This window comes from uncultured Gilvimarinus sp. (assembly GCF_963975215.1).
Classification (GTDB): Bacteria; Pseudomonadota; Gammaproteobacteria; order Pseudomonadales; family Cellvibrionaceae; genus Gilvimarinus.
The window spans coordinates 53,530-80,380 of record NZ_CAXBFW010000016.1 but is presented as its reverse complement, the minus strand read 5'-3'; the positions used below and the strand labels follow the sequence as shown (position 1 = coordinate 80,380).

At 52.9% G+C, this 26,851-nt stretch carries 29 protein-coding genes and 1 tRNA gene; 19 read left to right on the top strand and 11 right to left on the bottom strand.

Annotated features, from left to right (window positions below):
* Positions 1–216: 216 nt before the first annotated feature.
* The 5 genes from AAC019_RS11680 (at position 217) to aqpZ (ending at position 3,362) form a co-directional block, all read left to right on the top strand.
* A tRNA-Arg gene (locus AAC019_RS11680) sits at positions 217–293 on the top strand.
* A 490-nt stretch (positions 294–783) separates the two neighbouring features.
* A complete protein-coding gene (locus AAC019_RS11675; RefSeq protein WP_339899081.1) occupies positions 784–1,623 on the top strand; it encodes a hypothetical protein in 840 nt (279 codons plus the stop codon).
* A complete protein-coding gene (locus tag AAC019_RS11670; protein WP_339899080.1) occupies positions 1,623–1,841 on the top strand; it encodes a DUF6500 family protein in 219 nt (72 codons plus the stop codon). Before AAC019_RS11675 ends, AAC019_RS11670 begins: the two co-directional genes overlap by 1 nt.
* Before the next feature lie 26 nt (positions 1,842–1,867).
* A complete protein-coding gene (locus AAC019_RS11665) occupies positions 1,868–2,503 on the top strand; it encodes a cold shock and DUF1294 domain-containing protein (protein WP_339899078.1) in 636 nt (211 codons plus the stop codon).
* A gap of 163 nt (positions 2,504–2,666) precedes the next feature.
* On the top strand, positions 2,667–3,362 hold the full coding sequence (gene aqpZ, locus AAC019_RS11660; RefSeq protein WP_339899077.1) for an aquaporin Z: 696 nt from the start codon (positions 2,667–2,669) through the stop codon (positions 3,360–3,362).
* Positions 3,363–3,407: 45 nt separating this feature from the next.
* Here aqpZ and AAC019_RS11655 read toward each other — a convergent pair whose 3' ends face one another.
* Both AAC019_RS11655 and AAC019_RS11650 read right to left on the bottom strand, forming a co-directional pair.
* Positions 3,408–4,136: a ChrR family anti-sigma-E factor gene (locus AAC019_RS11655; protein ID WP_339899076.1), complete on the bottom strand. Its 729-nt coding sequence runs from the start codon at positions 4,134–4,136 to the stop codon at positions 3,408–3,410.
* 1 nt (position 4,137) lies between these two features.
* A complete protein-coding gene (locus AAC019_RS11650) occupies positions 4,138–4,719 on the bottom strand; it encodes a sigma-70 family RNA polymerase sigma factor (RefSeq protein WP_339899075.1) in 582 nt (193 codons plus the stop codon).
* Between the two features lie 212 nt (positions 4,720–4,931).
* On the opposite strand from AAC019_RS11650, the gene AAC019_RS11645 reads away from it, so the two are divergent.
* From AAC019_RS11645 to AAC019_RS11610, 8 genes are all read left to right on the top strand, one after another.
* A complete protein-coding gene (locus AAC019_RS11645) occupies positions 4,932–5,390 on the top strand; it encodes a nuclear transport factor 2 family protein (protein ID WP_339899074.1) in 459 nt (152 codons plus the stop codon).
* Between the two features lie 13 nt (positions 5,391–5,403).
* Positions 5,404–6,210: an SDR family NAD(P)-dependent oxidoreductase gene (locus AAC019_RS11640; protein WP_339899073.1), complete on the top strand. Its 807-nt coding sequence runs from the start codon at positions 5,404–5,406 to the stop codon at positions 6,208–6,210.
* The gene (locus AAC019_RS11635; protein WP_339899072.1) at positions 6,207–7,484 is read left to right on the top strand and encodes an FAD-dependent oxidoreductase; all 1,278 of its coding nucleotides are present in this window, start codon (positions 6,207–6,209) and stop codon (positions 7,482–7,484) included. The genes AAC019_RS11640 and AAC019_RS11635 overlap by 4 nt, the downstream gene beginning before the upstream one ends.
* Complete coding sequence (locus tag AAC019_RS11630; RefSeq protein WP_339899070.1) at positions 7,477–8,301, top strand: DUF1365 domain-containing protein; 825 nt, start codon at positions 7,477–7,479, stop codon at positions 8,299–8,301. Before AAC019_RS11635 ends, AAC019_RS11630 begins: the two co-directional genes overlap by 8 nt.
* A 10-nt stretch (positions 8,302–8,311) precedes the next feature.
* Positions 8,312–9,574: a cyclopropane-fatty-acyl-phospholipid synthase family protein gene (locus AAC019_RS11625; RefSeq protein ID WP_339899068.1), complete on the top strand. Its 1,263-nt coding sequence runs from the start codon at positions 8,312–8,314 to the stop codon at positions 9,572–9,574.
* A 10-nt stretch (positions 9,575–9,584) separates the two neighbouring features.
* Positions 9,585–10,148: a DUF2878 domain-containing protein gene (locus AAC019_RS11620; RefSeq protein ID WP_339899067.1), complete on the top strand. Its 564-nt coding sequence runs from the start codon at positions 9,585–9,587 to the stop codon at positions 10,146–10,148.
* Positions 10,145–10,873 carry a hypothetical protein gene (locus AAC019_RS11615; protein WP_339899066.1) on the top strand — a complete coding sequence of 243 codons (729 nt, stop codon included), beginning with the start codon at positions 10,145–10,147 and terminating at the stop codon, positions 10,871–10,873. Before AAC019_RS11620 ends, AAC019_RS11615 begins: the two co-directional genes overlap by 4 nt.
* Positions 10,874–10,946: 73 nt before the next feature.
* The gene (locus AAC019_RS11610) at positions 10,947–11,732 is read left to right on the top strand and encodes a ZIP family metal transporter (RefSeq protein WP_339899065.1); all 786 of its coding nucleotides are present in this window, start codon (positions 10,947–10,949) and stop codon (positions 11,730–11,732) included.
* Between the two features lie 7 nt (positions 11,733–11,739).
* Here the strand turns inward: AAC019_RS11610 and AAC019_RS11605 are convergent, their stop codons facing one another.
* Positions 11,740–12,246 carry a GNAT family N-acetyltransferase gene (locus AAC019_RS11605; protein WP_339899064.1) on the bottom strand — a complete coding sequence of 169 codons (507 nt, stop codon included), beginning with the start codon at positions 12,244–12,246 and terminating at the stop codon, positions 11,740–11,742.
* Between the two features lie 234 nt (positions 12,247–12,480).
* Here AAC019_RS11605 and AAC019_RS11600 point away from each other — a divergent pair, with 234 nt between their 5' ends.
* Both AAC019_RS11600 and AAC019_RS11595 read left to right on the top strand, forming a co-directional pair.
* The gene (locus AAC019_RS11600; RefSeq protein ID WP_339899063.1) at positions 12,481–13,242 is read left to right on the top strand and encodes a hypothetical protein; all 762 of its coding nucleotides are present in this window, start codon (positions 12,481–12,483) and stop codon (positions 13,240–13,242) included.
* A gap of 3 nt (positions 13,243–13,245) precedes the next feature.
* Positions 13,246–14,172 carry a DUF808 domain-containing protein gene (locus AAC019_RS11595; RefSeq protein WP_339899062.1) on the top strand — a complete coding sequence of 309 codons (927 nt, stop codon included), beginning with the start codon at positions 13,246–13,248 and terminating at the stop codon, positions 14,170–14,172.
* A gap of 6 nt (positions 14,173–14,178) precedes the next feature.
* On the opposite strand, the gene AAC019_RS11590 is transcribed toward AAC019_RS11595, so the two are convergent.
* Genes AAC019_RS11590 through AAC019_RS11575 form a run of 4 tightly spaced genes read right to left on the bottom strand, consistent with a single transcriptional unit; the run spans position 14,179 to position 15,570 of the window.
* Positions 14,179–14,769, bottom strand: coding sequence for an exosortase H-associated membrane protein (locus AAC019_RS11590; RefSeq protein WP_339899061.1), 591 nt, complete (start codon positions 14,767–14,769; stop codon positions 14,179–14,181).
* On the bottom strand, positions 14,756–14,923 hold the full coding sequence (locus tag AAC019_RS11585; protein WP_339899082.1) for a hypothetical protein: 168 nt from the start codon (positions 14,921–14,923) through the stop codon (positions 14,756–14,758). Before AAC019_RS11585 ends, AAC019_RS11590 begins: the two co-directional genes overlap by 14 nt.
* 41 nt (positions 14,924–14,964) lie before the next feature.
* Positions 14,965–15,264, bottom strand: a complete 300-nt coding sequence (locus tag AAC019_RS11580) for an archaeosortase/exosortase family protein (protein WP_339899060.1) — start codon at positions 15,262–15,264, stop codon at positions 14,965–14,967.
* A gap of 6 nt (positions 15,265–15,270) precedes the next feature.
* Positions 15,271–15,570 carry an acylphosphatase gene (locus AAC019_RS11575; RefSeq protein WP_339899058.1) on the bottom strand — a complete coding sequence of 100 codons (300 nt, stop codon included), beginning with the start codon at positions 15,568–15,570 and terminating at the stop codon, positions 15,271–15,273.
* 78 nt (positions 15,571–15,648) lie between these two features.
* Between AAC019_RS11575 and AAC019_RS11570 the strand changes: the two genes are divergently transcribed.
* Both AAC019_RS11570 and AAC019_RS11565 read left to right on the top strand, forming a co-directional pair.
* Positions 15,649–17,142: a glycoside hydrolase gene (locus AAC019_RS11570; protein WP_339899057.1), complete on the top strand. Its 1,494-nt coding sequence runs from the start codon at positions 15,649–15,651 to the stop codon at positions 17,140–17,142.
* 44 nt (positions 17,143–17,186) lie between these two features.
* Complete coding sequence (locus AAC019_RS11565; RefSeq protein WP_339899056.1) at positions 17,187–17,666, top strand: zinc-binding dehydrogenase; 480 nt, start codon at positions 17,187–17,189, stop codon at positions 17,664–17,666.
* Between the two features lie 4 nt (positions 17,667–17,670).
* Here AAC019_RS11565 and AAC019_RS11560 read toward each other — a convergent pair whose 3' ends face one another.
* Positions 17,671–18,417 carry a helix-turn-helix transcriptional regulator gene (locus AAC019_RS11560; protein WP_339899055.1) on the bottom strand — a complete coding sequence of 249 codons (747 nt, stop codon included), beginning with the start codon at positions 18,415–18,417 and terminating at the stop codon, positions 17,671–17,673.
* Between the two features lie 137 nt (positions 18,418–18,554).
* On the opposite strand from AAC019_RS11560, the gene AAC019_RS11555 reads away from it, so the two are divergent.
* Together AAC019_RS11555 and AAC019_RS11550 are read left to right on the top strand one after the other, a co-directional pair.
* Positions 18,555–18,890, top strand: coding sequence for a hypothetical protein (locus AAC019_RS11555; RefSeq protein WP_339899054.1), 336 nt, complete (start codon positions 18,555–18,557; stop codon positions 18,888–18,890).
* Between the two features lies 1 nt (position 18,891).
* Positions 18,892–19,698 carry a DUF2145 domain-containing protein gene (locus AAC019_RS11550; protein WP_339899053.1) on the top strand — a complete coding sequence of 269 codons (807 nt, stop codon included), beginning with the start codon at positions 18,892–18,894 and terminating at the stop codon, positions 19,696–19,698.
* A gap of 179 nt (positions 19,699–19,877) precedes the next feature.
* On the opposite strand, the gene AAC019_RS11545 is transcribed toward AAC019_RS11550, so the two are convergent.
* From AAC019_RS11545 to AAC019_RS11535, 3 genes are all read right to left on the bottom strand, one after another.
* On the bottom strand, positions 19,878–24,194 hold the full coding sequence (locus tag AAC019_RS11545; RefSeq protein ID WP_339899052.1) for a glycosyl hydrolase: 4,317 nt from the start codon (positions 24,192–24,194) through the stop codon (positions 19,878–19,880).
* Between the two features lie 275 nt (positions 24,195–24,469).
* Positions 24,470–25,285: a LytTR family DNA-binding domain-containing protein gene (locus AAC019_RS11540; RefSeq protein ID WP_339899051.1), complete on the bottom strand. Its 816-nt coding sequence runs from the start codon at positions 25,283–25,285 to the stop codon at positions 24,470–24,472.
* A 13-nt stretch (positions 25,286–25,298) separates the two neighbouring features.
* On the bottom strand, positions 25,299–26,414 hold the full coding sequence (locus AAC019_RS11535) for a histidine kinase (protein WP_339899050.1): 1,116 nt from the start codon (positions 26,412–26,414) through the stop codon (positions 25,299–25,301).
* Positions 26,415–26,851 lie beyond the last annotated feature (437 nt).

The following is a 26,851-nucleotide window of genomic DNA, read 5'->3' as shown; positions in this document are numbered from 1 at the left end:
CGCAGGCACTAAACCTGCTAAAACAATCAGTATTACGCATCCGTAGCTCAGCTGGGTGAGGCAAGCGTTTACAAAGCGCCGCTTTGTGCGCAGCCGAACGGCTTTCAGCTAAGCTGAAAGACCGGGCCCGAGCGACAGCGAGGGGAGTAGCGGGTAGCGCGTTTAGCACTACTATTTAGACGCAGGCACTAAACCTGCTAAAACAATCAGTATTACGCATCCGTAGCTCAGCTGGATAGAGTAGCGGCTTCCGAAGCCGTTGGTCGCAGGTTCGAATCCTGCCGGGTGCGCCATTTTTTAAGTAACGTTGCACCCTGGATTGCCTGTCACTCAGCGCAGCTGAGTGCCGTTCAGCTGCGCACAAAGCAGTGCTTTGTAAAACGCTTGCTTCACCCTGCCGGGTGCGCCATTTTTTAAGTAACGCTGCACCCTGGATAATTGCCGGGCATCCCTGCCCCGCCCCCTTCGGGCTTCCTCCGGAAGATCAAATCTGCTCCTGCGAATTTGTCCCTGCCACTCAGCACGACTGCCCATCTCAAACACTGTTTAAACACTCAAACACCTTGCGTACCTTTAAAGACACTACCAGTGCGCTACGTTGGCAGGTGCCATTGTGCCACGCCGAGGCGTTATCGCCTGCAACAACACTGGCCCCATGCTGCTCGCTTGAGTGCTCACATAGGTGATGATTTCTAGCACGACATTTCGTTTGGCTAACCTCCCAACCGCAAGCGATATCCATTACAATTGGCGTTAATGTGGGCGTGGCATAATGGAATAACCATGGGAATACTGGACGAGCTTAAACAACAGGCCAGCAGCCTGCGTGCAGCGGAGGCCGACGAAGCCGCGCGCCTTGCCGAGCAAGAGGCTTATTATCGCCAAGTGCTGCGCCCGGCAATGCTCAAAGTTTTGTCGTATCTGGACGAGCTGGTTAAACACATCAATTATGTCCAACCCGAGCGCCCAGTCTCTTACCCGCTGGCGCCCGACCGCGAAACGTCCGTCGCTCTGGAGCAAGGCCAATACAAACTGCTCATCGATAGTTCGGACTCTCCGCGACAAATTGATATCCGGGTATCGGCAAAATTAACGCAACCGGCTTTATACGTTATCGGCGATTTAGCCTCTATCCGGCACTACACCGAATACCTCGACAGTTACGGCCTGGCTTATCATCGCCAGGATGCACTCAACAATGCCCACAAAATCGACAAAGCCACCTTTACGCTAGAGGGCCCGTTGCAGCATGCCGTGCGCGTACAGGCCGATGCCGGGCAACATTGTATTGAGATACTGCTGCGCAATTTTGGCCGCCCTGGGGTGCAACGCCACCGTTTTCAGCCAGACAAGCTTAACGATGCCCTGCTCGACCGGTTAGGGCGGGTACTGCTGCACGACATCGATAGCCTGCCGGTACCAAACAAGGTCTCGGAAAAAACACGCCAGCAGTTGCGCCAAGCCCTTGCTGCTAAAAAACAACAAGAGGCCGAGCCCCCATCTGAAGAATTTGAGCGCGAAGCGGCCAAAGTGCGCGACCGACTGAGACAATCCTGGGCAAAAAAGATGCAAGACGCCAAGGCCTTTTATCGCAAAAAGCACTCACACGATGAGCAGAATTAATGAGAGCAGAACTAAAAAAGAAAATCGCCGCCGTTTGCGAACAAAAAATGGCAGCCAAAGGTAACTCCGTAGGGTTATCGTTTTATGCCTTCTTTGCCAATAAAAATTCGCAACCAGACTTATTAATGGAGGCAGCAACGTGGTGGATACAAACCCACCAGCTGGATCACTTTGAGAAAGCCAGTAAAGTGTTAGCCCTCATTAAGGCCGAGAGTTAACTGCCGGCGAGGTAAAAATAAAATCAATGAAGAATTCAAACACCGTTAAACACGGCGTTATTGTCAAATGGAACGACGACAAAGGCTATGGCTTTATCTTGCCAGAATCTGACAAGCGCGAAGTGTTTTTTCATGTATCGGCTTATAGCGTGCGCGGTGTTAGGCCTACTCAGGGCGAGCAAGTTAAATTTACCCCCGAGCGTGATGCCGGCGGGCGTAGCCGCGCCGTGTTCGTTTCCCCCGTAAAGCCTGCGCGCCAGCCGCGCACCGGCCAAGCGTGTAACGCTGCTTTAACCAGCACCTTGTTTTTGTTGGTTGTCACCGCACTGACAGTCTTAAATGTTATCCCCTATCTACTATTAGGGCTGTATTTGGGTGTTAGTCTTACCACCTACCTTTTTTATGCGTGGGATAAATCCGCCGCGCGAAATAATCGCCGCCGTACTCCGGAGGTCACATTACACTGGCTGGCCCTCATCGGTGGCTGGCCCGGCGCTTTAATAGCGCAACAACACTTGCGTCATAAATCAAAAAAACGATCGTTTCGTGTGGCTTATTGGATGACTGTGCTACTCAATATCGCCGCACTGATGTACATACTAACCCCTCAGGGTAACTGGCTCATTAAAGATATTAACCAGCTACTCAACAACCTTTACTAATACCCGGCCTTACTTTCAAGTTAGCAGGCTGTTGCTGACGGTGTGTATTTTCTGGCGCTTTTAGCAAAACCTGCTATTTATAATAAAACTCTTAGTGCCGCTCGCAGCGCCACATGCGGAGTAACCAATTCAACACCTCCATGGGTTTAGAAGGGATTTTATTATGAATCGATATGGTGCAGAGTTTATTGGCACGTTTTGGCTGGTACTGGGTGGATGTGGCAGCGCAGTTTTGGCAGCGGGGTTCCCCGAACTCGGCATTGGCTTTTTGGGAGTCTCCTTAGCGTTTGGTTTAACCGTACTCACCATGGCCTTTGCCATTGGGCATATCTCGGGCTGCCATCTCAACACTGCCGTATCCATAGGGCTGTGGGCAGGCGGACGCTTTGCGGCCAAAGACCTGGCGCCCTACATTATTGCTCAGGTGCTGGGTGGGCTCGCCGCCGGGGGCGTGCTTTATATTATTGCCAGCGGGCAGGCGGACTTTGATGTTGCCGCAGGTTTTGCCTCAAACGGTTATGGCGAGCACTCCCCCGGCGGCTATAGCTTGCTCGCAGCACTGGTGTGCGAAGTGGTAATGACCATGCTGTTTTTGGTGGTTATTTTGGGGGCAACTGATAAGCGAGCACCACAAGGATTGGCCCCCATTGCCATTGGCTTATGTCTAACCCTAATTCATTTAATCAGCATTCCGGTAACCAACACCTCGGTCAACCCCGCGCGCAGTACCGGGGTAGCCCTGTACGTGGGTGACTGGGCGGTGGCGCAATTATGGCTGTTTTGGCTGGCTCCCATTGTCGGAGGCTTACTGGGAGCCGCAGTGTACAAAGTAATCGGCAAAGAGCCGGACAATCGTTAAGGTGCATTTTAAAAAAAACGCCGGCTTCTGCCAGCGTTTTTTACATTATGATGCGCTCGTATGCCCTCGTCGCAGTAGCGGGTTAAGCCAGCGCCCCAAAAAGCCCGAAAGCTGTATAGGCGCCTGGGTCACGGTCAGGCAAATACACTCACGATCGACACTGGCCACCGGCGTGTGGGTATCCGATTGATCGCAAGCCATAAAATCACCCGAGTGATACACACCAACTTCATCAGAAAAACTGCCCTGCAACACCATCGTCAACTCATCGCCGAGATGAGTATGCCGGGGCGAGGCGCCACCTGGCTTAATGCGCAGCAGCTCGACCTTTAAGCCATTGTCGTCACGGCACAGCTCGGCAGAACGAATGCTCCAGGATATACGTGACCACTTAAGCTCGTCGTAGCCGTTGGGGATAAGCTTGCGCAAGCTGCGCGGAACCGCTGCACTCTGACTAACCACGGCTTTTTTACGCCGGCCAGACGGTTCTGGCTCTGCCGATAAATCCAGCCCCTCGGCCTCGATATCTACAGCCTTTTGTCTGGGCTGAGCATCGATACGTGCCATCAGATCGTCTAACGATAACTTTTGGCTCGGCACGGGCTCCAGGGTTTGCATCAACTCGCCGCCTAACTGGCTTAAACGCATGTAATTTTGGCGACATTGGCTGCAAAACTCTAAGTGTGCCGCAACACACAGAGACTGGCCCAAAGGTAAGGACCCCGCCGCATAGGCAGACAGCCAGTCACCGCTTGGATGTTGGGTAATCGCCATACTATTGCCCTCCCATCAGCAGGTGCATTTTCTTTAACGCCAGGCGGATTCGCGATTTAATCGTGCCTAGCGGCAGGCGTAGCTCTTCACTCGCCTGCTGGTGACTGCGGCCCTGCAGATAAACTTTGCGTAATACGTCGGCTTGTTCTTTTGGCAGTTGTGCCAAGCCTGCGTGTATTGTTTCCTGTGTCATAAGTGCTTGTGCGGCCTGAAACGGGTCCGGGCCGTCATCTTCGATATGCTCAAATAAATCATCAGCATCAATATTGGTGTTGTATCGGCCGTTGCGGCGCAGCGCATCGATACGCGCATTTCGGGCCAGGGTAAAAACCCAGGTATTGGTGTTGGCCAAACTAGCGTTATAGCTGGCCGCTTTGTTCCAAATTTTAATCATTACCTCTTGCGCTAAATCGTCGGCTACCAAGGTAGCACCAGGCTCTTGCGCCAGACTATAGGCCCTGATTAACGGCACATAATGCTCAAATAACTTGGCAAATGCGGCCCGATCCTGAGATTGCCCCACGGCACTAAGCCACAGCTTGAGCTGCTTTTGCTGGTCTGCCTTTGGTTGTGCCTGCACCATAGGGATGGTTACCTACCTTGTTTGTCGCCGGCGGTTAAGCCGGCCACGCCTTTGTTTTAACGGCCTATGCTTTAAAGGGCCTGTGATCACTGAGTGATACTTGCCGTGCGTTTAGGCTGATTACGCAGCAACTGCAATGCTGGATCACATGATCCAAAGGTTGCTCTAAGGCGTATGCTAAAACACATGTAACCGATTGATTTGAGCCTACTATGCCCAGTACCCAAGCAAGCATTACCACCGGTGTTCAGCACCATCAGCTGCTGAACGATTTTAAGCTGCTCTACCAGACGCTCGATGAAAGCAGTATCGCACGGCTGGATCAGGTGTATGCCAGTGGTGTTAAGTTTAAAGACCCGGTGCACGACATTGAAGGGGTGGTCGCACTGCAGGACTACTTATCCGCTCAGGCAGAGGGTTTGACCGAGTGTCGATTTGAGTACCTGGACGAGCTAATTGGCGATAACAGCGCCTATATTAAATGGATTATGCGTTTTCGCCACGAAAAGCTGGGCAACCGACTCATCTCCGTGCGCGGTGTATCCCACCTACACTTTAACGACAAAATCGACTTTCACGAAGACGTATACGATATGGGCGCCATGCTCTACGATCAGATACCGGTATTGGGACGTGTTACCCGCTGGTTAAAAGCTCGCCTCGCGCGTTAATTTAGGAGGGGTAATGAGCGAACTTTCGCACTTCGACAACCATCAAGCACCAACCGCCGACACCTCAATCTGCTGGGTTACCGGAGCCAGCAGCGGTTTAGGCCGCGCGCTCGCGCTGCAACTGGCGCAGCAGGGCCACTGGGTGATTGCCAGTGCACGCAATCATCAGGCGCTGGCGCAACTGGCCGCCGAGCACGCAGGGCCCGGGCGTATCTTTAGCCTGCCTCTGGACGTTACCCGCATCGAGGACGTCGTCGCCGCAGCCCGCTTAATAGACCGTACACTGGGCCGGATTGACCGGCTGATTGCCAACGCCGGCTGTTGCGAATATTTGGATTTCCCTCACCCGGACTGGCGTGCGATAGAGCGGGTATTTGCCGTTAACTTCAATGGCGCCGTTAACTGCATTGAAGCCGCCTTGCCACTTTTGCGCCAAAGCCCCCAACGGGGCCACATTGTGGGGGTTGTGTCGCAAGTGGTTAACGCACCCTTTACCCGTGCCGAAGCCTATGGCGCCTCAAAAGCGGCACTGAGTTACCTGCTCGACAGCTTGCGTCTCGACCTTGCCAATGAGATAGACGTCACCGCAATATACCCAGGTTTTGTCGACACCCCACTGACCGCCAAAAATGACTTCGCGATGCCTTTTTTAATGGACGCCGATGAGGCGGCCCGCCGCATGTGCCGCGCCATTGAGCGTCGGGTGGTAAAGATGAGCTTCCCCCACCGCCTAAGCGCCGTTTTGTGGCTAGCACGGTTACTACCCGGCTTGTGGCGCCGGGCCATGAAAAATAAAAAACCTGTCGAGAACAACTTATGAAAATTGCGATTATCGGCGCCGGCATTGCCGGCCTGAGTGCCGCCTACTATTTAAAAGACCAGCACCAGCTGCATATACTCGAGCGCGACAGCCGGGTGGGCGGTCACACCGCCACGGTAGACGTAACCGTCAATGGACAGCAACAGGCAATCGACACCGGTTTTATTGTGTACAACGACTGGACCTACCCTAATTTTATCGCGCTGATGGACGAGCTGGGCGTTGCCACCCAAACCACCGAAATGAGTTTTAGCGTCAGCTGCGATACTACCGGCATTGAGTATGGCGGCAACAACCTCAACACCTTATTTGCCCAGCGACGCAACCTTATCCGGCCCTCGTTTTTGGCCATGGTGCGCGACATTTTACGCTTTAACAAAGAGGCGGTGGCCGACCTCGACAGCAATCGGCTTGAGCAAGATATTACGCTGGGGCAGTATTTACAGCAGCGCGGCTACAGCAAAGGCTTTATCAACCACTACTTAATACCCATGGGGTGCGCCATCTGGTCGGCATCGACCCAGGCTATGTGGGACTTTCCCCTGTTGTTTTTTGTACGTTTTTTTAACAATCATGGCTTATTAAGTGTCAGCAACCGGCCACAATGGCGGGTTATTAAGGGCGGCTCACGCAATTATTTACCCGCCTTAACAGAGGCCATTAGCGCGCGCGGGGCGAGCATCGAAACCAATGTCGATATCGCCCAGATTACCCGCCAGCGCGACGGCATTACGGTGCTGCGCAGCAATGGCGAGAGCGAGCAATACGATCAGGTTATTTTTGCCTGTCACAGCGATCAGGCGCACGCTCTGCTGGGCGATGCCACACCAGACGAACAAACAATACTGGGCGCTATTCAGTATCAAAACAATGAGGTTATCCTGCATACCGATACGCACCAGTTACCCCAAAAAAGACTGGCTTGGTCAAGCTGGAACTACCGCTTACGCAAGCATCAGCAAGAGCGCGCCGTACTTACCTACAATATGAATATCCTACAAGGTTTAAGCTGCGACACGACCTTTTGCGTAACCCTCAACGACACCAAGGCCATTGCCCCCGAGACTATATTGCGGCGGTTTAACTACGCTCACCCGGTATTCACTCAGCAAGCCATCGCCGCGCAAGAGCGCTGGGCAGAGATTAACGGCGTCAACCGAACCTGGTTTTGCGGTGCCTATTGGGGCAATGGCTTTCATGAAGATGGTGTAGTAAGCGCTAAGCGGGTGAGCGACACCATCGGCGCCAGCAATAGGGGCGGCCCCCATGGTTAATAGGGCGGCCATTCAACACAGCGGCATTTACTACGGCTGGGTAAGACACCGGCGGTTTACGCCGCGCGCCCACGCCTTTTGTTATCGCGTGTTTATGATGTATCTCGACACCCGGGAAATCGACGCGGTTATGGCGCAGTCGCGGTTTTGGTCGAGCCGTCGCTGGGCACTCGCCCGGTTTAAGCGCAGTGATTTTTTAGGCGACCCGACTATTCCTTTGGACGCAGCGGTACGCCGTGAGATAGCGAACCAAACGGGACAACATCATACGGGCCCCGTCCGGGTGCTTACCAATCTGCGTTACTTTGGGTTCATTATTAACCCTATCACGACCTATTACTGTTTTAACGAGCAAGAGCAGCTGCGCTACATCGTCGCGGAAGTAACCAACACCCCCTGGCGCGAGCGCATTCGCTATGTACTGCCCTGTGATCCGAATACAGAACAGCCCCGTAAAAATAGCCAAAGGGAGGACGTTCAGCGCTTTACCTTTGATAAGGGAATGCACGTATCGCCCTTTAACCCAATGGACATGCAATATCACTGGCGCAGCAACTTGCCGGGCAAACGCCTAAGCATTGACTTAAGCTGCACCAGAGACACTCAAAAAGTGATGGATGCAACATTGGTACTAAAGCACGAGCCTATAACGAGGGCTTCGCTTAACAAAATTATTTACCGTTACCCGTGGATGACGGTAAAAGTTGCGACCGCCATCTATTGGCAGGCCTTAAAACTTTGGTTAAAACGCGTGCCTTTTTTTGGCCATTCAAACCAGGTTGATGGCAATAAAACGTATCTTAAAAGTCACGATTAGGTAATCAAGCATGACAATGGAAACACTTAACCGCTCGAGAATCGCCCGGCAAGTTAAACCCAGCATGCTGGATCGTATTGCCAAACAGCAGGTATTGCGGCAATTAAAAAATATTCGCGTGGGCCGGCTGGTTATTGAAGATCAAGATGAGATTATCTACCTCGGTGAGGCCGGGGCCAGCGCGCCTCATCATGCCCACATTTGTGTCAACCAACCAAGTGCCTACCGCGGCTTTATGTTGGGCGGCTCCATTGGCGCAGCCGAAGGCTATATGGCCGGCGCCTGGAGCTCACCCAACCTTACCGCCCTGACCAAATTAATGTGCGCCAACCTCGAGCTGCTTAACGATGTTGATAGCTCGCGCTTCGGCGTAAGCAAGCTATTAGAAAAGTTCTACCACTGGTCCCGCCGCAACACCGAGGATAATGCCCGCGCGAATATTGCCGCGCACTACGACTTAAGCAATCAGTTTTTTTCACTGTTTTTAGACAGTAGCATGATGTATTCGGCGGCGCGATTTAACCGCGCGACCACAACGCTTGAACAGGCATCGCGGGAAAAAATCGATAATATCTGTCAAAAATTACATTTAACCCCCGACGACCACTTGCTAGAAATTGGCACGGGCTGGGGCGCTATGGCCATTCACGCAGCGCGCCACTATGGCTGTAAAGTCACCACCACCACCATATCGCAAGAGCAGTACCGGCACGCCTGTGAAGCCGTAAAACAAGCCGGCCTAACTGGCCAGGTTACCGTATTATGCCAGGACTACCGCAAGCTAACCGGCAGCTACGATAAACTCGTCTCTATCGAGATGATTGAGGCCGTGGGACACGAGTATTACCGCGAGTACTTTACTACCTGTTCGTCACGCCTTAAGCCCCATGGGCTAATGCTACTGCAAGCGATTACTATTCCGGATCAACGCTACGATTATGCCCGCCGTTCGGTAGATTTTATTCAAAAGTATATTTTTCCGGGCGGCTGCCTACCCAGTGATCGTGAGATCACCAAGCAGCTTAGTCGCCACACCGACATGCAAATGGTGGGGATGGAGGACATTGGTGAACATTATGCGTTAACGCTTGCCCACTGGCGCCAACGCTTTCACGATAATCTTGAGCAAGTAAAAGCACTGGGGTTTAACGATACTTTTATTCGCATGTGGGAGTACTATTTAAGTTACTGCGAAGGTGGCTTTAGTGAACGGGTAATTGGCACCGGCCAATTTTTACTGGCAAAGCCGCAATGGCGCCAACCCACTTACTAAGGCGACACCAATGCTAAAAGCCCAACGCATACACCTGGTGAGGCTCATCACCAATATGTCGCTGTTTCAAGTCGGCTGGTTCGTTTGCTTGATAGGCGGCTCTTACTGGGCGCTGGGCTTTACCTTGGTCGCGCTTGTTGTTCACGCAATATTTATGCTTCACTCGCCCCGCGAGTGGCGATTGTTAGCCGGTATCGCCTTGGCCGGTATTGTCTGGGACGGGCTAATAATGAGCACCGGACTTATCAGCTTTGCAGCGCCGCAAAGCACCGTTTATATCGGCGAACGATTTGCTCTAATACCTGTATGGCTTATTTGCCTTTGGGTACTGTTTGCCACCACGGTTAATCACTCACTCTACTGGCTGGCGCGATACCCTTTAGCCAGCGCACTGCTGGCGGCCCTATTTGCCCCACTCAGCTACTTTGCCGGAGTTAAAATAAGCGACGCACAGTTTGCAATACCGATTTGGCAACCCCTTATGGCCGTGGCCATTGGCTGGGCCATCGTATTTCCCACAGCACTCTATTATTGTCGCCGGAACTGTCGGCCAAATGCGAGGAGGCTATCGTGACACTTAACGCTAAGCGTAACCTATCGAGCTTCTGCTTTCTGCTATTGGCTTTCACCTGTTCGATAACGCAAGCCACTAGTACCTCTCGCGGTGTCACCGGGGAGGCATACCGCCAAGCTACCGAGACGCTGCTGTATCGTGAGGTACACAATTACTCGAACGTCAATAACGACATCAGGCAGCAGGAGGTCATTTACACCCAGCCAGACGGAACGCTCTGGGCGCAAAAAACGCTCACCTACGGCCAGCAACCGACGGCCCCTAGCTTTACGCTAACCGACAGTCGCAATCAAGAGTCACTGCAAGTCACCGTCAACGATAAGCACATTAGTATTCAACGCTCTGACAAGGGTAAGCAATACACCGCGGAGATCGGCATTCAATCACCACTCGTGGTCGATGCCGGGTTTGATCCATTCGTGCGTCAGCATTGGCAAAGTCTCAGTCAGGGGGAGTCCGAAACCTTTTTCTTTTTACTACCCAGGCGCGAGAGGTTAGTTGAACTAAAGCTCAGCTCTCGTCCATGCGAAGAATATGATTCGAACCTTTTTTTATGTCTGTCACTGGATATTAATAATTGGTTTTTGCGAATGCTGGTGGATACTATTGAGTTAACTTACCAGCGGTCGGATCAGCGCCTGGTACAGTACCGAGGAGTCTCTAACCTCAGCTTTCCGGAACAAGACGACACACCACACGTTGATATTTATTATCGCCCGCAATAACGTGTAGTCATTAATATTGCGTTCCACTCTCAGCAGCGACACAATAGAGCGGACACTTTAATGGAGCGCGTACATGGTTTCGTCCTGGGACATCATCGCCTTAGGTTTTTTAGGCAGCTTAGGGGCAGGTATGATGACGGCTGTGGGTGCGGCAGGCATAGTCCTGATCCGAAAACTCTCGTCGCGCAATGAAGATATCTTACTAAGCGCCGCCGCCGGCATCATGTTGGCGGCCTCGATTTTTTCACTTCTGCTGCCCGGTATTGACCAGGCACAATCTCAGGGTCATGAGCAAGGCAGCGCTGTGTTAATCGTGCTGGCCGGGATGTTATTGGGCGCGGCGCTCTTGGCGGTGATTCACAAATACACCCCCCATCAGCATTTTCAAAAACCCGAACCCGGTATCGACGCCAGGCACCTGCGGCGAATTTGGCTATTTATACTGGCGATTACCTTGCACAACTTTCCCGAAGGGATGGCCGTTGGGGTCGGTTTTGCCAATGGCAACATCGATAATGGTTTACCCCTGGCTATCGGTATTGGTTTGCAAAATATTCCCGAAGGCCTAGCCGTAGCCGTCTCGTTACTGGCGGTTGGCTACTCGCGCTGGTACTCATTTGGGGTGGCCACCTTAACCGGATTACTCGAGCCTGTTGGCGGCCTGTTTGGGGCCGCGCTAGTCTCGGTGGCCACGCCCTTACTGCCGTGGATTTTGGGCGGCGCGGCCGGCGCTATGCTCTTTATTATCAGCGACGAAATTATCCCCGAAACCCATCGCCGCAATCACGAGGGGTTTGCCACCTTCTCGCTGCTGACAGGCTTTTCCGTGATGATGTATCTCGATACCGTGCTGGGCTAACACCCGGCTAGCCGGCATGTTCAATCGTTATGGACTCGTCGCTACCGGCACTGGAATAACGCATAAAATCATACATACCGCGCTCTTCAAGTGTGACAAACCCCAAACGCCGATACCAGTGCAGCGCAGGGTTAAGCTTATCGACGTGTAGGGATACCGCCAAACCAGCCTCACGCGCTTCGGCTAAGATCCCCTGTAATAGCCGCGAGCCAATGCCCCGGCCTCGATACTCCGGTAACAATGCGATATCGACGATACGTATCTCATCGCCCGAGCGATCTACATACAAGCGCCCCGCGGGCACACCGTCGCAGCTAATAACATCGCACTGTGCCTGCGGGTAATATTGGCGATAGTGCAACCTCTGGGCATTAAACTGTGAGTGTAAAAACGCCGTTGCCTGATCGGCTGCTAGCCCTGCCATCGCCATTTCCTGTTGCCTGGTACTTACGTACAAACGCTGCAAAAACACCGTGTCGTTATCTGTCACTGGCAGCAAGTCAATCTGAATCATGGCCCTAGTTCCCACGCAAAAATTCCACTCAAAAGCATAGTGCACGGTTTTGCACGGTACAACTACAAGCCATTACAGCTCGCCCCGGCATTACCCCGTGCACGGAGACAGTAAACACCAACCATAGAGACATTAATTTGGCGCCAAAAACCAAGCGCATTACATGGCCTTAGTGGCAATCGCGCCCCGTGCAGCATGTTATGATAAGTCCTGTTCAAAACACGGAGCGTCAACATGAACACCACACTCACATTAGCTTTTTTGCTACTGCTGCTCGGCAACCGGGTAATGGCCGACAACACAGTGCCACCCGAGGCAAAGGCGGCCGAACAGCGCAGCGCGGAAGATATTCAGCGCGACCACACCAGTAAACCCCAGGCTATTATCCCCCTGCTTGAGCTCGAGCCAGGGGAAACCGTGGTCGACCTATTTGGCGGCTCGGGCTACTACGCCGAGCTATTGGCAGCGGCCGTAGGCCCCGAGGGCGATGCCATATTATACAACAATGCCGCTTTTGCAGCCTTCGCGAAAGATGACCTAACCGTGCGGCTTGAGCGTTTAGGGCCGCCCGCCCCGTTTGACGTTATTGTCTCCGAAACCGACGATCTGGGCTTTGCCCCTCGCAGTGTCGACGGCTTTTTACTGGTAATGGCCTATCACGACTTATACCACGAGGTGCCCGAATACAACTGGGGCCCTCACGACCGTAAAGATATTCTGGCACAGCTGTATCAAGCCTTAAAAAACGACGGCAAGCTGGTTATTATCGATCACAGTGGCGCCAAGGGCACGGGTATAAGCCAAACAAAATCACTGCACCGAATCGAAAAATCTACCGCGATTGCCGACATTACGGCGGCCGGGTTCGTGCTGCTGGCGCAACCCGACACACTACACAACCCCGCCGATGATTTGACTCTGAATGTATTTGACCCCAGTATCCGCGGCAACACCGACCGTTTTGTGTTGGTCTTTGGCAAACCACAAGAGAATTAAACTATGGCGGGAACCAGCCTATTAGCACTGATCGATGACATTGCCACATTGCTTGACGACGTATCGGTAATGACTAAAGTGGCCGCCAAAAAAACCGCCGGCGTATTGGGGGACGATTTAGCGCTTAATGCCGAGCAGGTCACCGGAGTAAAAGCCGACCGCGAGTTACCCGTGGTATGGGCCGTATTTAAAGGCTCAATGCTCAATAAGTTTCTTCTGGTGCCTGCAGCCTTACTAATCAGTGCGTTTATTCCGTGGCTGATTGTCCCCCTGCTTATGCTGGGCGGTGCCTTCTTGTGTTTTGAGGGTTTTGAAAAAGTAGCTCACAAGTGGCTGCACCCTAAAAAGCAACAGGAGTCCGAGCACAAAGCCCGGCTAGAAGCACTTGCGCAAAATAATACCGATATGGTGGCTTTTGAGAAAAGTAAAATTAAAGGTGCGATCCGCACCGATTTTATTTTATCCGCCGAGATTATTACCATTACCCTGGGCGCAGTAGCCCAAGCCGATTTAACCCAGCAAATTATCGTGCTTTGTATTATTGCGCTCAGCATGACCATCGGCGTTTACGGCTTAGTGGCCGGTATTGTTAAAATTGATGACGCGGGCTTATGGCTGAAAAAAAATGGCAACCATTCCTGGCAGAAGTCGCTGGGGGGCTTACTACTGGCGGCGGCGCCCAAGCTGATGAAGTTTTTATCCATAGCCGGCACCATTGCCATGTTTTTAGTTGGCGGTGGTATTTTAGTGCACGGCGTTTCGGTACTGCATCACTTTAGTGAGCACAGCGCTCACTGGGCGGCCAGTTTACCCACCATCGGGACTGTCCTCGGGGCACTCACTCCCACGCTTATCAATGGCGCCATTGGGGTGGCCGCCGGCGCAATTCTGGTAGGTAGCTTTACACTGGTAAAAAAACTCAAGCATTAGCCGCCGTTATTTGCGCCGATCAATAAGCTGTTGCACCAGGGCGCGATTGGCGAGAAACCAAACACTTACGGCACCGATGACAGGCAACATTAAGTAGCCAAACTGATAACAAAGCGCCGCCAGATCACGTTGCCACTGCTCCACCTCCATTTGCTGCGCCACTGAATCGCCCATTCGAAACATCACCGCAATAAAAAATTCGGCGGCCAAACCCCACGCATGCATTGGCATCAGCGCAAATAAGCCGATAATTACCCGTGTATTAGAAAACAATTTATCCCCAACTGAGTAACAAAGCGCGAGCAATACCGGAATATTCCAGGAGTAGATCAAGGGGTTAAGGGTGACGACGACATTACCAGAGCGACCGGCATCGCCTGCCACCAAGGTAAAGCTGGTAATATACTCAAGCTTGCGGTTTACCCAATCGACCTCTACCAGCGTACCTGGCCGAATCAACTGGATAAACCACTCACTCAAATGCGCGGGGATAATCGTCAGCAGCCCCGCCAGGTAATACCAGATAACAAAAAACAGCGGCAACCAGAGTAACACCTGAGCAAAATAGCGCACCGGCGAAAATTCACGCTGGGGCATTGGCAGGCCCTACCGCGTCACGCTCTGGTATATAGCGGATCCACACCATCCAAACCAACAGCGTATCGAGCATAATTAGCGCCTGCCAGATATACAGGTGGGCCCACTCAAACGCCGCCTTATAAAAAATTCCCAAATAAAATAAAGAAACTATGCGAACAATATTGAGTAACTGAATTGAGATGAGCCCTAAAATCAGCCCCCCAACTTATAGCGCCAAGGCGCCGGAAACGCGACAATTGCGGCGATTAACAAAATCATTGCTTCCACGCCGTTGCAGCCGGCGGCGATCTGCACGGTAAATCCAGAGGCGTTATCGATAATTAAAATGCCATCAACCAATAACTCGCGCCCCAAGAGCTCAATAATAAAAGCGCAACTGTGGGTGAGCGCGACGGTTAAAGGCGCAACCAGATACCGCTGGCCCACCGGCAATAACTCCAGCACAAATAAGCCGGTCATAACACAAAAAAACACACCCAGAAAACGACCCATACTCGTCTAATACCGTGCGGCAGTGACCGCCGTTTCAGCCACTACAAAGTCATCGCCAGCTGATACACTCACCTCAGTTACGCCCACCTGACTCACTTGCGCCCGTGCGGGCCCCTGCCACAGCCATCGCTCTAGTGTCTGTAGCTGCACATCTGACCCGCAGGCCATTAACTCAACTCGCCCATCGGTTAGGTTTCGCACCCACCCCGTCAAACCGAGTTGATGAGCTTGCTGCTCGGTGCTGGCCCGATAGGACACACCCTGCACCCGACCCGATATTAGATAGTGCTTTGTCTTAACCGGCATACTGCAATCTCTTGTTCACATTTAAACGCTACCATCGGCGCGACATTCTCTGCTTGCTATGTAGGCGCTTATATTATTATGCCTAACTCTTTGCTACTAACGCTACCACGCTGGTACGCGCGCTTAAAACGCCATTACACCGCTCGCGCCGGTACGGCCAGCAGCGCGGTCGCGGTGACGATTGAGACCCAAAGTATCCACTCTAGCGTCAGCCCCTATTATCTATCTTTTTCGATTGATATCTCGGTACTTGCCGGTGGCTTTTGGTGGGAAGGCAGCGAGGGCTCTCGTCGCGGCCTGGGCACCTTGCGTGTACCGCCACTGGCACTTAAAGGCAAAAAACTCGACACACTGGTACAGGCGCTGGGGCCCTCGTACCTTCGCATCGGCGGCTCCGAGGCGGACAAAATTCACTATTTTGCCGCTCCGCCCGATGAACCGGGTGCGCTAGTACTGACGCGTAAACAGTGGGATCGCCTGCATCAGTTTATCGAGCGCAACAACCTTAAGCTGATATTTACCGTTAAGTACGGCTTATTTACCCGCCACGATCATGGCCAGTGGTGCGGCGACGAAGTGCAGGAGTTACTCGATTACAGCGCCGAACACGATTATGTGATCGATGTGTTTGAATTGGGCAACGAGCTAAACGCCTACTGGGCGTTTCACGGCTTGCGTGCCCAGCCCAAAGCGCGGGATCTGGCTGCCGACTACACCACGTTTATCAACCACATTCGCGAATACTACCCCGAGGCGCGGGTATCAGGCCCTGGCAGCGCTTTCTGGCCCCTGATTGGCGAGGCGTTTAAACCTTTCTCTAATATTACCCGCCGTTTTTTACAAGAGCTAACCGCGCCGCTGGACATCGTCAACTGGCACTACTACCCGTTTCAAAGTACCCGCTCGCCGGTGCGCACCCGCGGCGCCAACTTACGCACCTTGCTCAACCCTAAATCCTACGCAGATTTTGATAAATATAGCCAGACCCTAGCCTTTTGGCGAGACCAGTACCAGCCACAAGCGGAGCTCTGGACCGGTGAAACTGGCTCGGCTCAGTGCGGTGGACAACCGAAATTATCCGATCGCTTTATCTCGTCGTTTTGGTGGGCCGATCAGCTGGGTCAGGGCGCACTGCTGGGCCATCAAGTTATGGTGCGCCAAAGCCTGCTGGGCGGCGATTACGGTTTGCTTGACCGCTTAACCTTAAAGCCCCGGCCCGATTACTGGGTAAGTTGGTTGTGGGTTCGGCTGATGGGGCGTCAGGTGCACCGCTGCTACCATAGTGATAAACATTTACGGATTTATTGCCATCGCCACCCAAACGGCAAACAACACACGGTGATGATTATTAACTTAAAGCCGCGGGGCGTGCGTCTTACGCTCGACATTAGCGGCCAGCTGGCCGAGCGCTACAGCGTTACCGCCAAAAAACTGACCAGCCGCAAAGTGTTTATCAACGGGGTTCGGCCCAAGCTGCAAAAAGGCGATTTGGCACTTGAGCAATTGCCCCAACCCGAGGCCGACAATCGGGTGCCGGGCTACAGCATTAATTTTTGGGTATATGACACCTAGCAGGCCGTTGTAAAACCCCTTGCATACTCAGCGTGGCCTGAAGCGTGCAGCTGCTGTGCATTGTCTCGACGGACAGGGTGGTTCCCTTTGCTAGAGACAAGGCGCGGCAGACGTGCGCTTCAGACCTCGCCCCACGGGGCTTCCAGGCTGGCCCGTACCCGTCGTCGCCACTTTTCGATGGGTGGACACACCTTCAAAATGGCGTCTACATTACGAACCTGCCTGAAAGCCTGAGAGCGCAAATGGCCGCCGCCACTGAACAGTTTGATTACTTGCTGGGTACCATTCCGGTACAGCACGATCTAAACCGCTACATTAACTGCCTCAGCGTTGACGGGGTACACATTCTGGTAGGTTTATTAGAACCGGTAGAGCCCGCGCTGCAAGCCGGCGACTTAGTCATGCGCCGCCGCGTACTGGCCGGCTCTTTGATCGGCGGCATGGCCGAAACCCAAGAGGTGTTAGATTTTTGCGCCGAGCACGATATTAGCTGTGATATCGAAATGCAGAGCTTAAAGGCTTAGGGCATTATATCGCTGCGGCCTTGCGCCGCAGCTTTTGAAACTGCGACAATTCCCAGGGCCGCATGGCCATTAAAATACCAATATGGGTGCGCTGGCTTAGCGGTAGCTTTGCATCCACCCGGTTCAGCTCTTCGGCCTCGGCCGTTAATTGCTCTAGGCGCCGCTGCAAATGATGAATAGACGCCTGCGAATAAGAGCCACGCAAGTAAAACCGAAAACTCTCCTCCTCAGTAAAGCTGCCCTGCAAAAACTTACTGATCACATCCTGGGTAATAAACCGCTCCAAAGGCCCACCGGGAATCCAGCGCAGGTTGCGCGAAATTAGCACTTTGTATTTGTTGCCCGGCAATAACTGCAACAACTTTAAACGATCGAGCTGGGCCAATAACTGCACGCACTCATGCTCAGAGATGCGGTAGTGCTCGATGATCTCTTCATAGCTCCAACCATCACGCACGCAAACCGCCACCAAACACAAGGTGGGGTTATCCACCAACTGTTGCTCTTGCTCCAGGCTTAGCTGGGTAATCTCGCTGTTGACGGGCTCGGCCAGAGCAAAAAAATCATGCAGGCTTAAATGCAACACGCGACAAATTTCTTCTAGCCGCGCCAAGCTCAAACTGTGTTGCGAGAACATTCGCTTGACGTTGGCCTCGCTCATACCGAGCGAAGCGGCAAGGTCCCGATAGGTAATGCCGCGCTCGCGCAACAGGGCCTTTAACGCATCGCAAATCTTAGGTATCTGACTCAAAGTATATTATCCATAGACTTAAAGAGTATTAAATCGCTACATTATCACTATTGGTTTACTTTAAATAGCCCTCGATTAGTATGGCTCCTGCTGGTCAACAGCAACCACTCATGGACATTAAGTAAACGGAGAACAACATGAATAAATCAACAAAACAAATCGGACTTTTCACGTTATTAGCCTTGTGTGCTCTGCCGGCCTGTGCGGCATCGCAAAACGCCAGTAAAGCGGCCGAGCACTCGGCACTGGCCGCCGGGCACTCTGCCACCGCTGGCGCTCAAGTCGTTAGTGCTGCGGTCGCCACACCGCTCGTGGTGGTGGGCGAAGTCGGTAAAGCAGCCGGCAAAACCGGTGAAAAAATGATGGAGTTTGCGCTTGATGACGAGCCACTAGAGATTTCAGATGATACCATCATTGCCGACCCGGCCCCGCGCCAACACATGCAAACCGTTAACGATCAGGGAGCGATCTAACATGAAAAAACTTACCGCACTGCTGTTAATACTAAGCACCGCGGTACTGCCTACCCGCCTGTGGGCGGGTAGTGCCAGCGCCGAGGACAACCAGTTTCCCCCCGAACAAATCACCGCTTTTGCTAAGTCGGTAGAACACTACGCCGCCCAGCGTGGCGCGCGCGCTTTTATTATTGGCCGGGTAGGTCGCCCCGAGGACTCACTGCCCGAGGGTATTCGCTTCACTCACACGGCCGTTGCCATTTATTCGAGCATCGCGCTCGAGGACGGCACCACACGCAAGGGCTATGCGGTTCACAACTTGTACCAAAAAGCCGATGCGGTTGATGAAAGTGAACTGGTAACAGATTACCCCACCGACTTTTTTTGGTCGGCCAAAGTATTAAAAGCCGGAATAGTTATTCCGAGCGCCGATTTACAACAACGGCTGATTAGCCTGTACGCCGAGGGTAAAGCCCAAGCGGTGCATGTGCCGAGCTACTCGGCCATTGCCAACCCGTTTAACTCCAAGTATCAAAACTGTACCGAATATACCCTCGATATTATTAATGCGGCTATTTATCAAACCCAGGATAAAGCCAAATTAAAAGCCAACGCCAAAGCGCACTTTACGCCAATGGTCGTGCAAGAGAGTCCAGTTAAAATTTTACTGGGCAGCGTGGTAATGAAGGACATAGCACGGGATGACCACTCAGGCCCCGTTGCGACAACCACCTTTAGCTCGATTGCGCGCTACTTAAACGAAAACAGTTTACTCAAAGAGGCCAGTGTTTTAATGGCAGACGGACAAAGCCAGGCACTGATGTAAATTGCGCGAAAAAGCCCCGCCGGTGGACTTGGGCTAAATTCATGCAACGCAGAATTTAGCAAGTTTCGGCGAGGAAGAACCGAGTAACAGGACTTACTCAGATTAGAGAAGAACAGAAGTTAGCAAAAGGCCCCGGCAACTACCGGGGCCTTTTGCGTTTGCACTTAGTGACTTTTTGTTTAGTAGACTTCAAAGCTCCACAGTGAGTAACCGTAGCCGGTGCCACGCTCGACTCCGAGCATACGCACATAGCGGCCAGTGGCACTTACCGCCAGATCATCGATACCACCGTCGCCATTGGCCTCGGTGAACACAGTGGTCCAGTCGCTGCCATTGTCAGACACTTGTATCTGATAGCCTTTGCCGTAAGCCGCTTCCCAGCTCAGTACCACATTGGTAATGGTGCGGGTTGCGCCTACGTCCACCCGGATCCACTGATCATCGCTAAACTCACTGGCCCAGCGGGTATTGGCATCGCCATCGGTGGCGTAGCTTGCCAACCAATAGCCACCTTCCGCCGATGAAGCATCCACCTGAGCACCGGCAGCCATATCACTACCGCCTGAGCCGACAGGCACACTGCTGCTGGAGGAGCTAACGCTTGACGACTCGCTGCTAGAGCTTACCGAGCTGCTGCTAGAGGACGAGCTGGATGAGCTAGAGCTATCCTGAGAGCTGCTGGAAGAACTACTAGACGAACTAACACTGGATGAGCTGCCACCGCCGTTATTGGCGCTGCCGTATACTTCCATCTCAAACAGCGAGTAACCCCACGCCGTGCCTCGCGCAACACCTTGCAGGCGCACATAACGGCCGCTGGCCGCGAGATCGGTCAGCGTATCAACTCCGCCGTCGCCGCCGGATACCGTGCGTACAGTGCTCCAGTTGCTGGCATCGTCGGAGACCTGGATCTGGTAATCGCTGCCGTAGGCCGCTTCCCAGCTCAGGTTAACCGAACTAATGTTGTACACCTGCTCCAGGTCGACGTAGATCCACTCGCCGTCGGTCCAGCCACTGGCCCAGCGGGTGCCGGCATCGCCATCAACCGCTTGCGCGCCACTCATGCCATCGGATTCGTTAGACGAGGTATAAACCGCTTTGCCGGTAGCCAGGTTGGCCGTTGGCTCAGGGCCGGTATCATCGTCTTCAACGCTAAAGTCCATCCAGTTAACATTCACCACGTCGCTAAACGCCAAACGTAATGTGTGTGCACCTTCGCTCAGATCGATCGACTCGGTCACCGTCTCCCACGCTTGCAGGCCACCGGTAGAGCCAACGCTGACAACGCCGCTCTCCTGGCCGTCAAGCAACAGGGTAATGTTGCCACCCACTTCACTGGCAACCCGCAAGCTCAGCTCATAGCTGCCTGAGGCCGCAACGTTAAGTTGGTAGTCGGCCCAGGCATCCGGCGCGATATCGCTTAAGTTTAAGAAGCCTGAGAAGTCGTCGGTTTGCTCAACCCGCACGCCGTCCATATCGGCATACTCTTCGGCCTGAACACGCGAGGGTACCGAGTGCACATTGCTGTCGTTATGCACCGGCATATTAACGTAAATGCTACCCAGCTCGGTCAAAACACCCGATTGACGATAATCAAATAAGCCATTGTACGGGTGACCATTGCGACGGCCGGTGAACCAGGCGTAACGCTCAACGTCGTCATCGTTCTCAAACGAGTCGACCACCTGAATCAAAAATTTCTTCTGGTCCTCCAGAGTGGTGCTATCAATCCAGTGACTAAACTCGGTCATCCAAATCGGCTTATTGTACTTTTTAAAGCGATCCACGTACCACTCAACACCACCGGCATCTTCCATATAGGCGTGAATCGAGATGGCATCCACACGACAGTCTGGGCAGATATCAAAGAAATCATCCAGGTAGTCGATGGGGTCATAGTACGTAGTGCCGCCTTCGCTGTTGCAGTTGCCGCAGTAGTTCATGGCAACGCTGACGATGTCTAAGTCAAACTCGTCGGCAATGGCCTCTAGCCGCGGCCACTCGGCCGCCGCCTGTGACGGTGTCATATTGGCTTGATCGAGAAAGTTGGGCTCGTTAAACGCCAGGATGTACTCGACATCGGGGTGAGCGGCAATATAGTCGCGCATACCCTGATCATCAAAACCGCCGTTCCAGGCCATAGGCGCAAACTCGACACCGTAGTTTTGATACACATCAGCAATCTGTACATCGGGCTTGTGACTCCAGTTGTACCACCAGCTGATGCCTTCAGAGATAGCCGCCAGGTCGTCTTCAGAGTGATGACCAAAGCCTAAACCGCGCTTAGCACTTTTGCCCGAGCTGTGACTGCCATCGACAATAACATAATTGGTGGTGGTGTCTTCCAGCTCACCGTCGCTAACGCTGACGATTACCTCGTAGCTGCCCTCGGTTTGGTACTCGTGGGTAACGGTAGCACCACTGCCCAAGCTACCATCGCCAAAGTCCCACACGTAGGTAAGCTCATCGCCGTTCACATCGGTCGAGGCACTCGCATCAAACTCAACGGTAAGCGGCGCACCACCCTGTGTAACCGAGGTTTTTATGGCGGCCTGCGGCGCACGGTTAACCACTTCACCATTGTTGCCGGACTGCGTGGCCTGCTCGCCGCCTGACAAATACACGTCATCAATCGCTAAGCCTTCGACCTCGCCCACGCCCAGCACCTGAAACACCTGGCGGACATCCGACAAATCGACGTCTAGAGAAATCTCCGACATTGGAATAACAATGTCATGCCACTGGCCGTCACGGGCAAAACCGTAAGGGTCGGCGCCGGGTGCAAAGTCGACCCACAACTGGCCAATATCATCGACGCTACCGCTCTTCATGCCCACTTTAAACTCGGCGTTAGAGGTAGTTCTCATGGAAAAGTGCAGCATGCCATTGGGGTTATCAAAGGCGGTTAGGTTAAAGCCTTCGCGCGCGGTCAGGCCCATCCCGTACCAACCTTTGCCGGTCGAGTCGACGTGCAATGAGCCGTTACCCTCCAGGATACCGTCAGGCTGCAAGGTCAGAGTGTCGTCCCAGATAAACAAGTCGCCGTTTACCCCAAAAGCAAAATCACCGGCATCGCGGTGCTCGGGCGTCTCGGTATAAATGCCAAAGGCGCCAAATTCGGGCGCGTCCAGCTCAACACTCTCGGTAAGGTAGATATTGTCCACGGCGAGGTTCATCGCCTCGGCCGGAGCCGGGCCGGACATGCTGAACAGTTGTTTAATGGTTTCAAAATCGACCCCGCCAAACTCAGCCATGGGGATCGCCACATGAGTCCACTCACCGGTGCGCTGCAAACCAAACTGATCGCCGCCGGCGGCCAGAGTTACCGAGCCGTCACCGCCCGAGGTACTTGATAGCCCAATCGTAATCGGCTCTACCGACTCGGTCTTCATATCAAAGTGCAGATAACCGTGCTTGTAGTTACGCAAGTTTTGGTCTTTGTGCAACAAACCCATGCCCCACCAGTCGCCTGGGGCAATGTCGTAGGCCAGCGCCGAGCTGCCCTCGGACGGCGCCGTGGTGGCGGTGGTCATGTTGTTCCAGATATACAGGTTGGTATTATCGCCCCAGTTTAGCTCGCTAAACACGGGAGTCGTTTCGGTGCTGACACCGTAAGTGCCCGTGGCCAGAGTATCTTCGGCCCGGTGAATTTCGGTGTAGTTGTTCTCGTACAAACGCACATAATCCACCGCCATTTTGGCCGGAAAGGATGCGGTAATCTGGCTCGGCTCGGTCAGCTCAACAAAATTCCAGCCGCCCACCGCCAAATTTAAAATAATGTGGGCTGGGTTATCGCGAAACTCCGACATGTTAGGGTCGGTGATATCCATGTTAAAAAACTCAATATCATCCACATACATGGTCACCTGCTCGGGCGTCCAATCCATTTTATAGGTGTGGAAGTCATCATTGAGGTTAAAAGGCGTCTCGATATCGGCGGCGGCATCGGCTTGCAGCCAATCGCTCCAATCGCCCGATTCGTGCCACCAGTGCAGCGCGCCAGAGACCGCGTGATTCACAGTGCCGGCATCAATGGCCGCTTTGTAACCGGCCTCCAGAATGTCCCACTCGCCGGATTTAGGCCAGCCATCGATGCCAAAGTTATTGCCCATCATCCAAAAGGCGGGCCACAGGCCATCGGCTAAGTCGGGCAACTTGATACGGGCCTCAATGGTGCCGTAGCGAAACCCAAAGCGGCCATTGGTATGAATACGGCCCGAGGTAAACTCTCTGCCCTCGTAGGCCTCGCGCTTGGCCTCAATAATTAGGCTGCCGTTCTCTAAGTAAACGTTGTCGTGGGAGGCGGTGTAATACTGCAACTCGCCATTGCCGTTGCCGTCACCACCGGTATTAAAGCTCCAGATGGAGCGGTCTAAACGCTCGCCATCAAACTCATCAGACCAAATAGGGGTACTCTGGGCGGTAGCTGCTTGCGCCGCAACGCAAGAGCCTGCAAGCACGATGGCTTGCCAAAGTGGCTTTCTCGAAATCATCATCTTTTTGTCCTGCAATTCGGTTTATAGGTTTTGTAATGTCAGGATTTTTAAAGCTTGCCTGCGAGAGGGTAGCCGCGGGAACTATCCGTTGGCACATTCCGTTGAGGGGCGTCTGGCTTGTTTTTATGACACTTTCCAGACTATGGGCAATTGCAAGAGTGCACCAGCCAGATTTTTGGCGCAACCGGCGCGAGACAAGCCGGACCCTTTTGGCGACAAATAGGATGGCGCCCGGCCGGGCTGTGACCGCCCTCTCACTCATTGCGAATTGAGCCTTAAACCTTTTTTAACAGCTGCTTAATCGGCTCGTTAAAGCTACGGCTTACTTTCAACTGTTCACCGCATTGGAGTAACACCAGGTAGTCACCTTTGCTCAGCGATTGGACGCTGGCGATACGATCGATATTTACAATCGTGGAGCGATGGATACGCCGAAACATTCGCTCATCCAGTGCTGCAACTAGCTCTTTAACAGTGCTGCGCATAATATGCGTCTCATCGTCGGCGTGAATGCACATGTAATCACCGGCGGCATCGACCCAGTCAATCGTATGCTGCGCGATCACCCGCGCCGACCCGGCATCGCGCACTACCAGCTTGGCATCGGCCAGCGAGTGCGCACTGTTTACCGGCGGCGCACTATCGGCGTTATCACTCAAGCGCTGCAGCAGGTCATCAATCGCGCCAATCAGCGGCTGCTTCACCTCGCCCCGCCCCTGCGCCGAGTGAAAGCGTTCTAACGCACGCCCTACGGCGCGAGCGAGCCGCTCTTCATCGAGTGGCTTAGGGATATAATCCACCGCGTGCAAATCAAACGCATCGAGCGCATATTGCTGGTAAGTAGTAACAAATACCACCATTGGCATCACATCATTTTGCAGTGCTTTTATCACCTCAAAACCATTTTTACCGGGCATATGAATATCCAAAAACATTAAATCCGGCTGCAACCTCAGTGTCGCTTCAATCGCTTCACGACCATTGCGACACTGGGCCACTACTTCAATGTCGGGGAACTCAGCCAAACAGGCACTTAACACCCCCAACGCTAAAGGCTCATCATCTACAATTATTGTTTTTAATAGTGTCATCACGAAGATACTTCTAGGTTGTGTAAGGGATTTGAATTTCGACATTCAAACCGTGGGGTTCAACATCGAGCAATTGAAACTGATAGTCTTCGTTAAAAAGTGTTTCCAGTCGCTCACTGATATTACGTAGACCAACGCCATGGCTGGGCACGCTAGTGCTACGCGCTTTACCAAAACCCGGGCCATTATCGGCGACACTTATTACCAGCCAGCGCTGATCGGAAACCCGGGCACTTATCTCTATTTTTGCTCCCTGCTCGGTACCGCCCACCGCGTATTTTACCGCGTTCTCAATCAGCGGTTGTAACAACAGGCTTGGCACCTGGGCCCGACCGGCCTCTCCCTCTATGTGAAAAAATAATTCTAATCGATCAGAGAAACGAATTCGCTCAATGTCAACGTATAACGACATGGTTTTTATTTCATCATTAAGGGTCGTTTTCACATTGGGGTCATACTCAAGCGAATAACGTAAAAACTTACCCAGCCGGTCGATCATCGCGAGAGATTGCTTTTCCTCTTTAAGACGCACCAATGCGTAAATTGAATGAAGCGTGTTAAACAAAAAATGCGGATTTATTTGATAGCGCAACATTTTTAACTGCGCCTCCCGGGCAATAGCTTCGGCCCTTAAACGCCTGATTTGCTCGTGGCGGGCGCGTTCAATATCTTCCAAATGAGCGGCGTGTTCTACTTGCAACAACAAGTAATAATTAAGTCCGTGATACAGCGCCGACCAACACAGGTAAATATAAAACGCACCAAAATACCAACCGCCAAATTCAGCCCAGGTTCCCGTCTCATCGGTTAACCAAATGTAGGTAACAATGCGCAATGCCGTCCACGCAAATGCCGTGAGGCCGGCGAGTAACAGTGCTAGCACCAGACGTACCAGCGCGTTTAAAGGCCAGATGGCGAGATAACAGTAAGCAAGCGCCTGAGACAGCACCAACCCCATGGCCGCCTGCAAAAACATGTGCTGAATATAAATCCACTCGGCGCGCTCATACCAAAGCACCATACCGAGAAACGGAATAACAGAGAGTCCAAACCAAAAAATAAGCTGGCCGATCCAGTACTCGCCTGAATCATCATACAAAACCGGTTTAAAGAGACGTGTTTTTTTCATGGCAGGAACCCAAGCACAGTAGCGCCCAGAGGTGCGCACTCACGGCGGTAAGTATCACCGCCGAATCCCGGCAGCCGTGCGGCTCGAGCGAGAGGGGTTAACCCGAAGCCTGCCTGAGACGTCCGCGAAGGCCCTGGTAAGCGCCGCGCATTATTTATTATTCCTGAGCATGTCCCTGCGCATCAGACGATTATCCCCAGTTTACCCCCGCTGCAGTGGTCGCAACAACTGTAACCAGAACAATCTGGGCATTAACCGGGCTAAACGCCAGATTATGCCGCTCTCACCGTATAATCCGCCATAACAACGTGAACTCTATTGCTGTAAGAATTGCCCGACAGGCATAATAGGGTCGTAGAGTCTGTTCACACTCATTAAACTTATCCGGCACAAGCCATCAATGAATATACGCCAACACTATGTATAAACTGATCGCT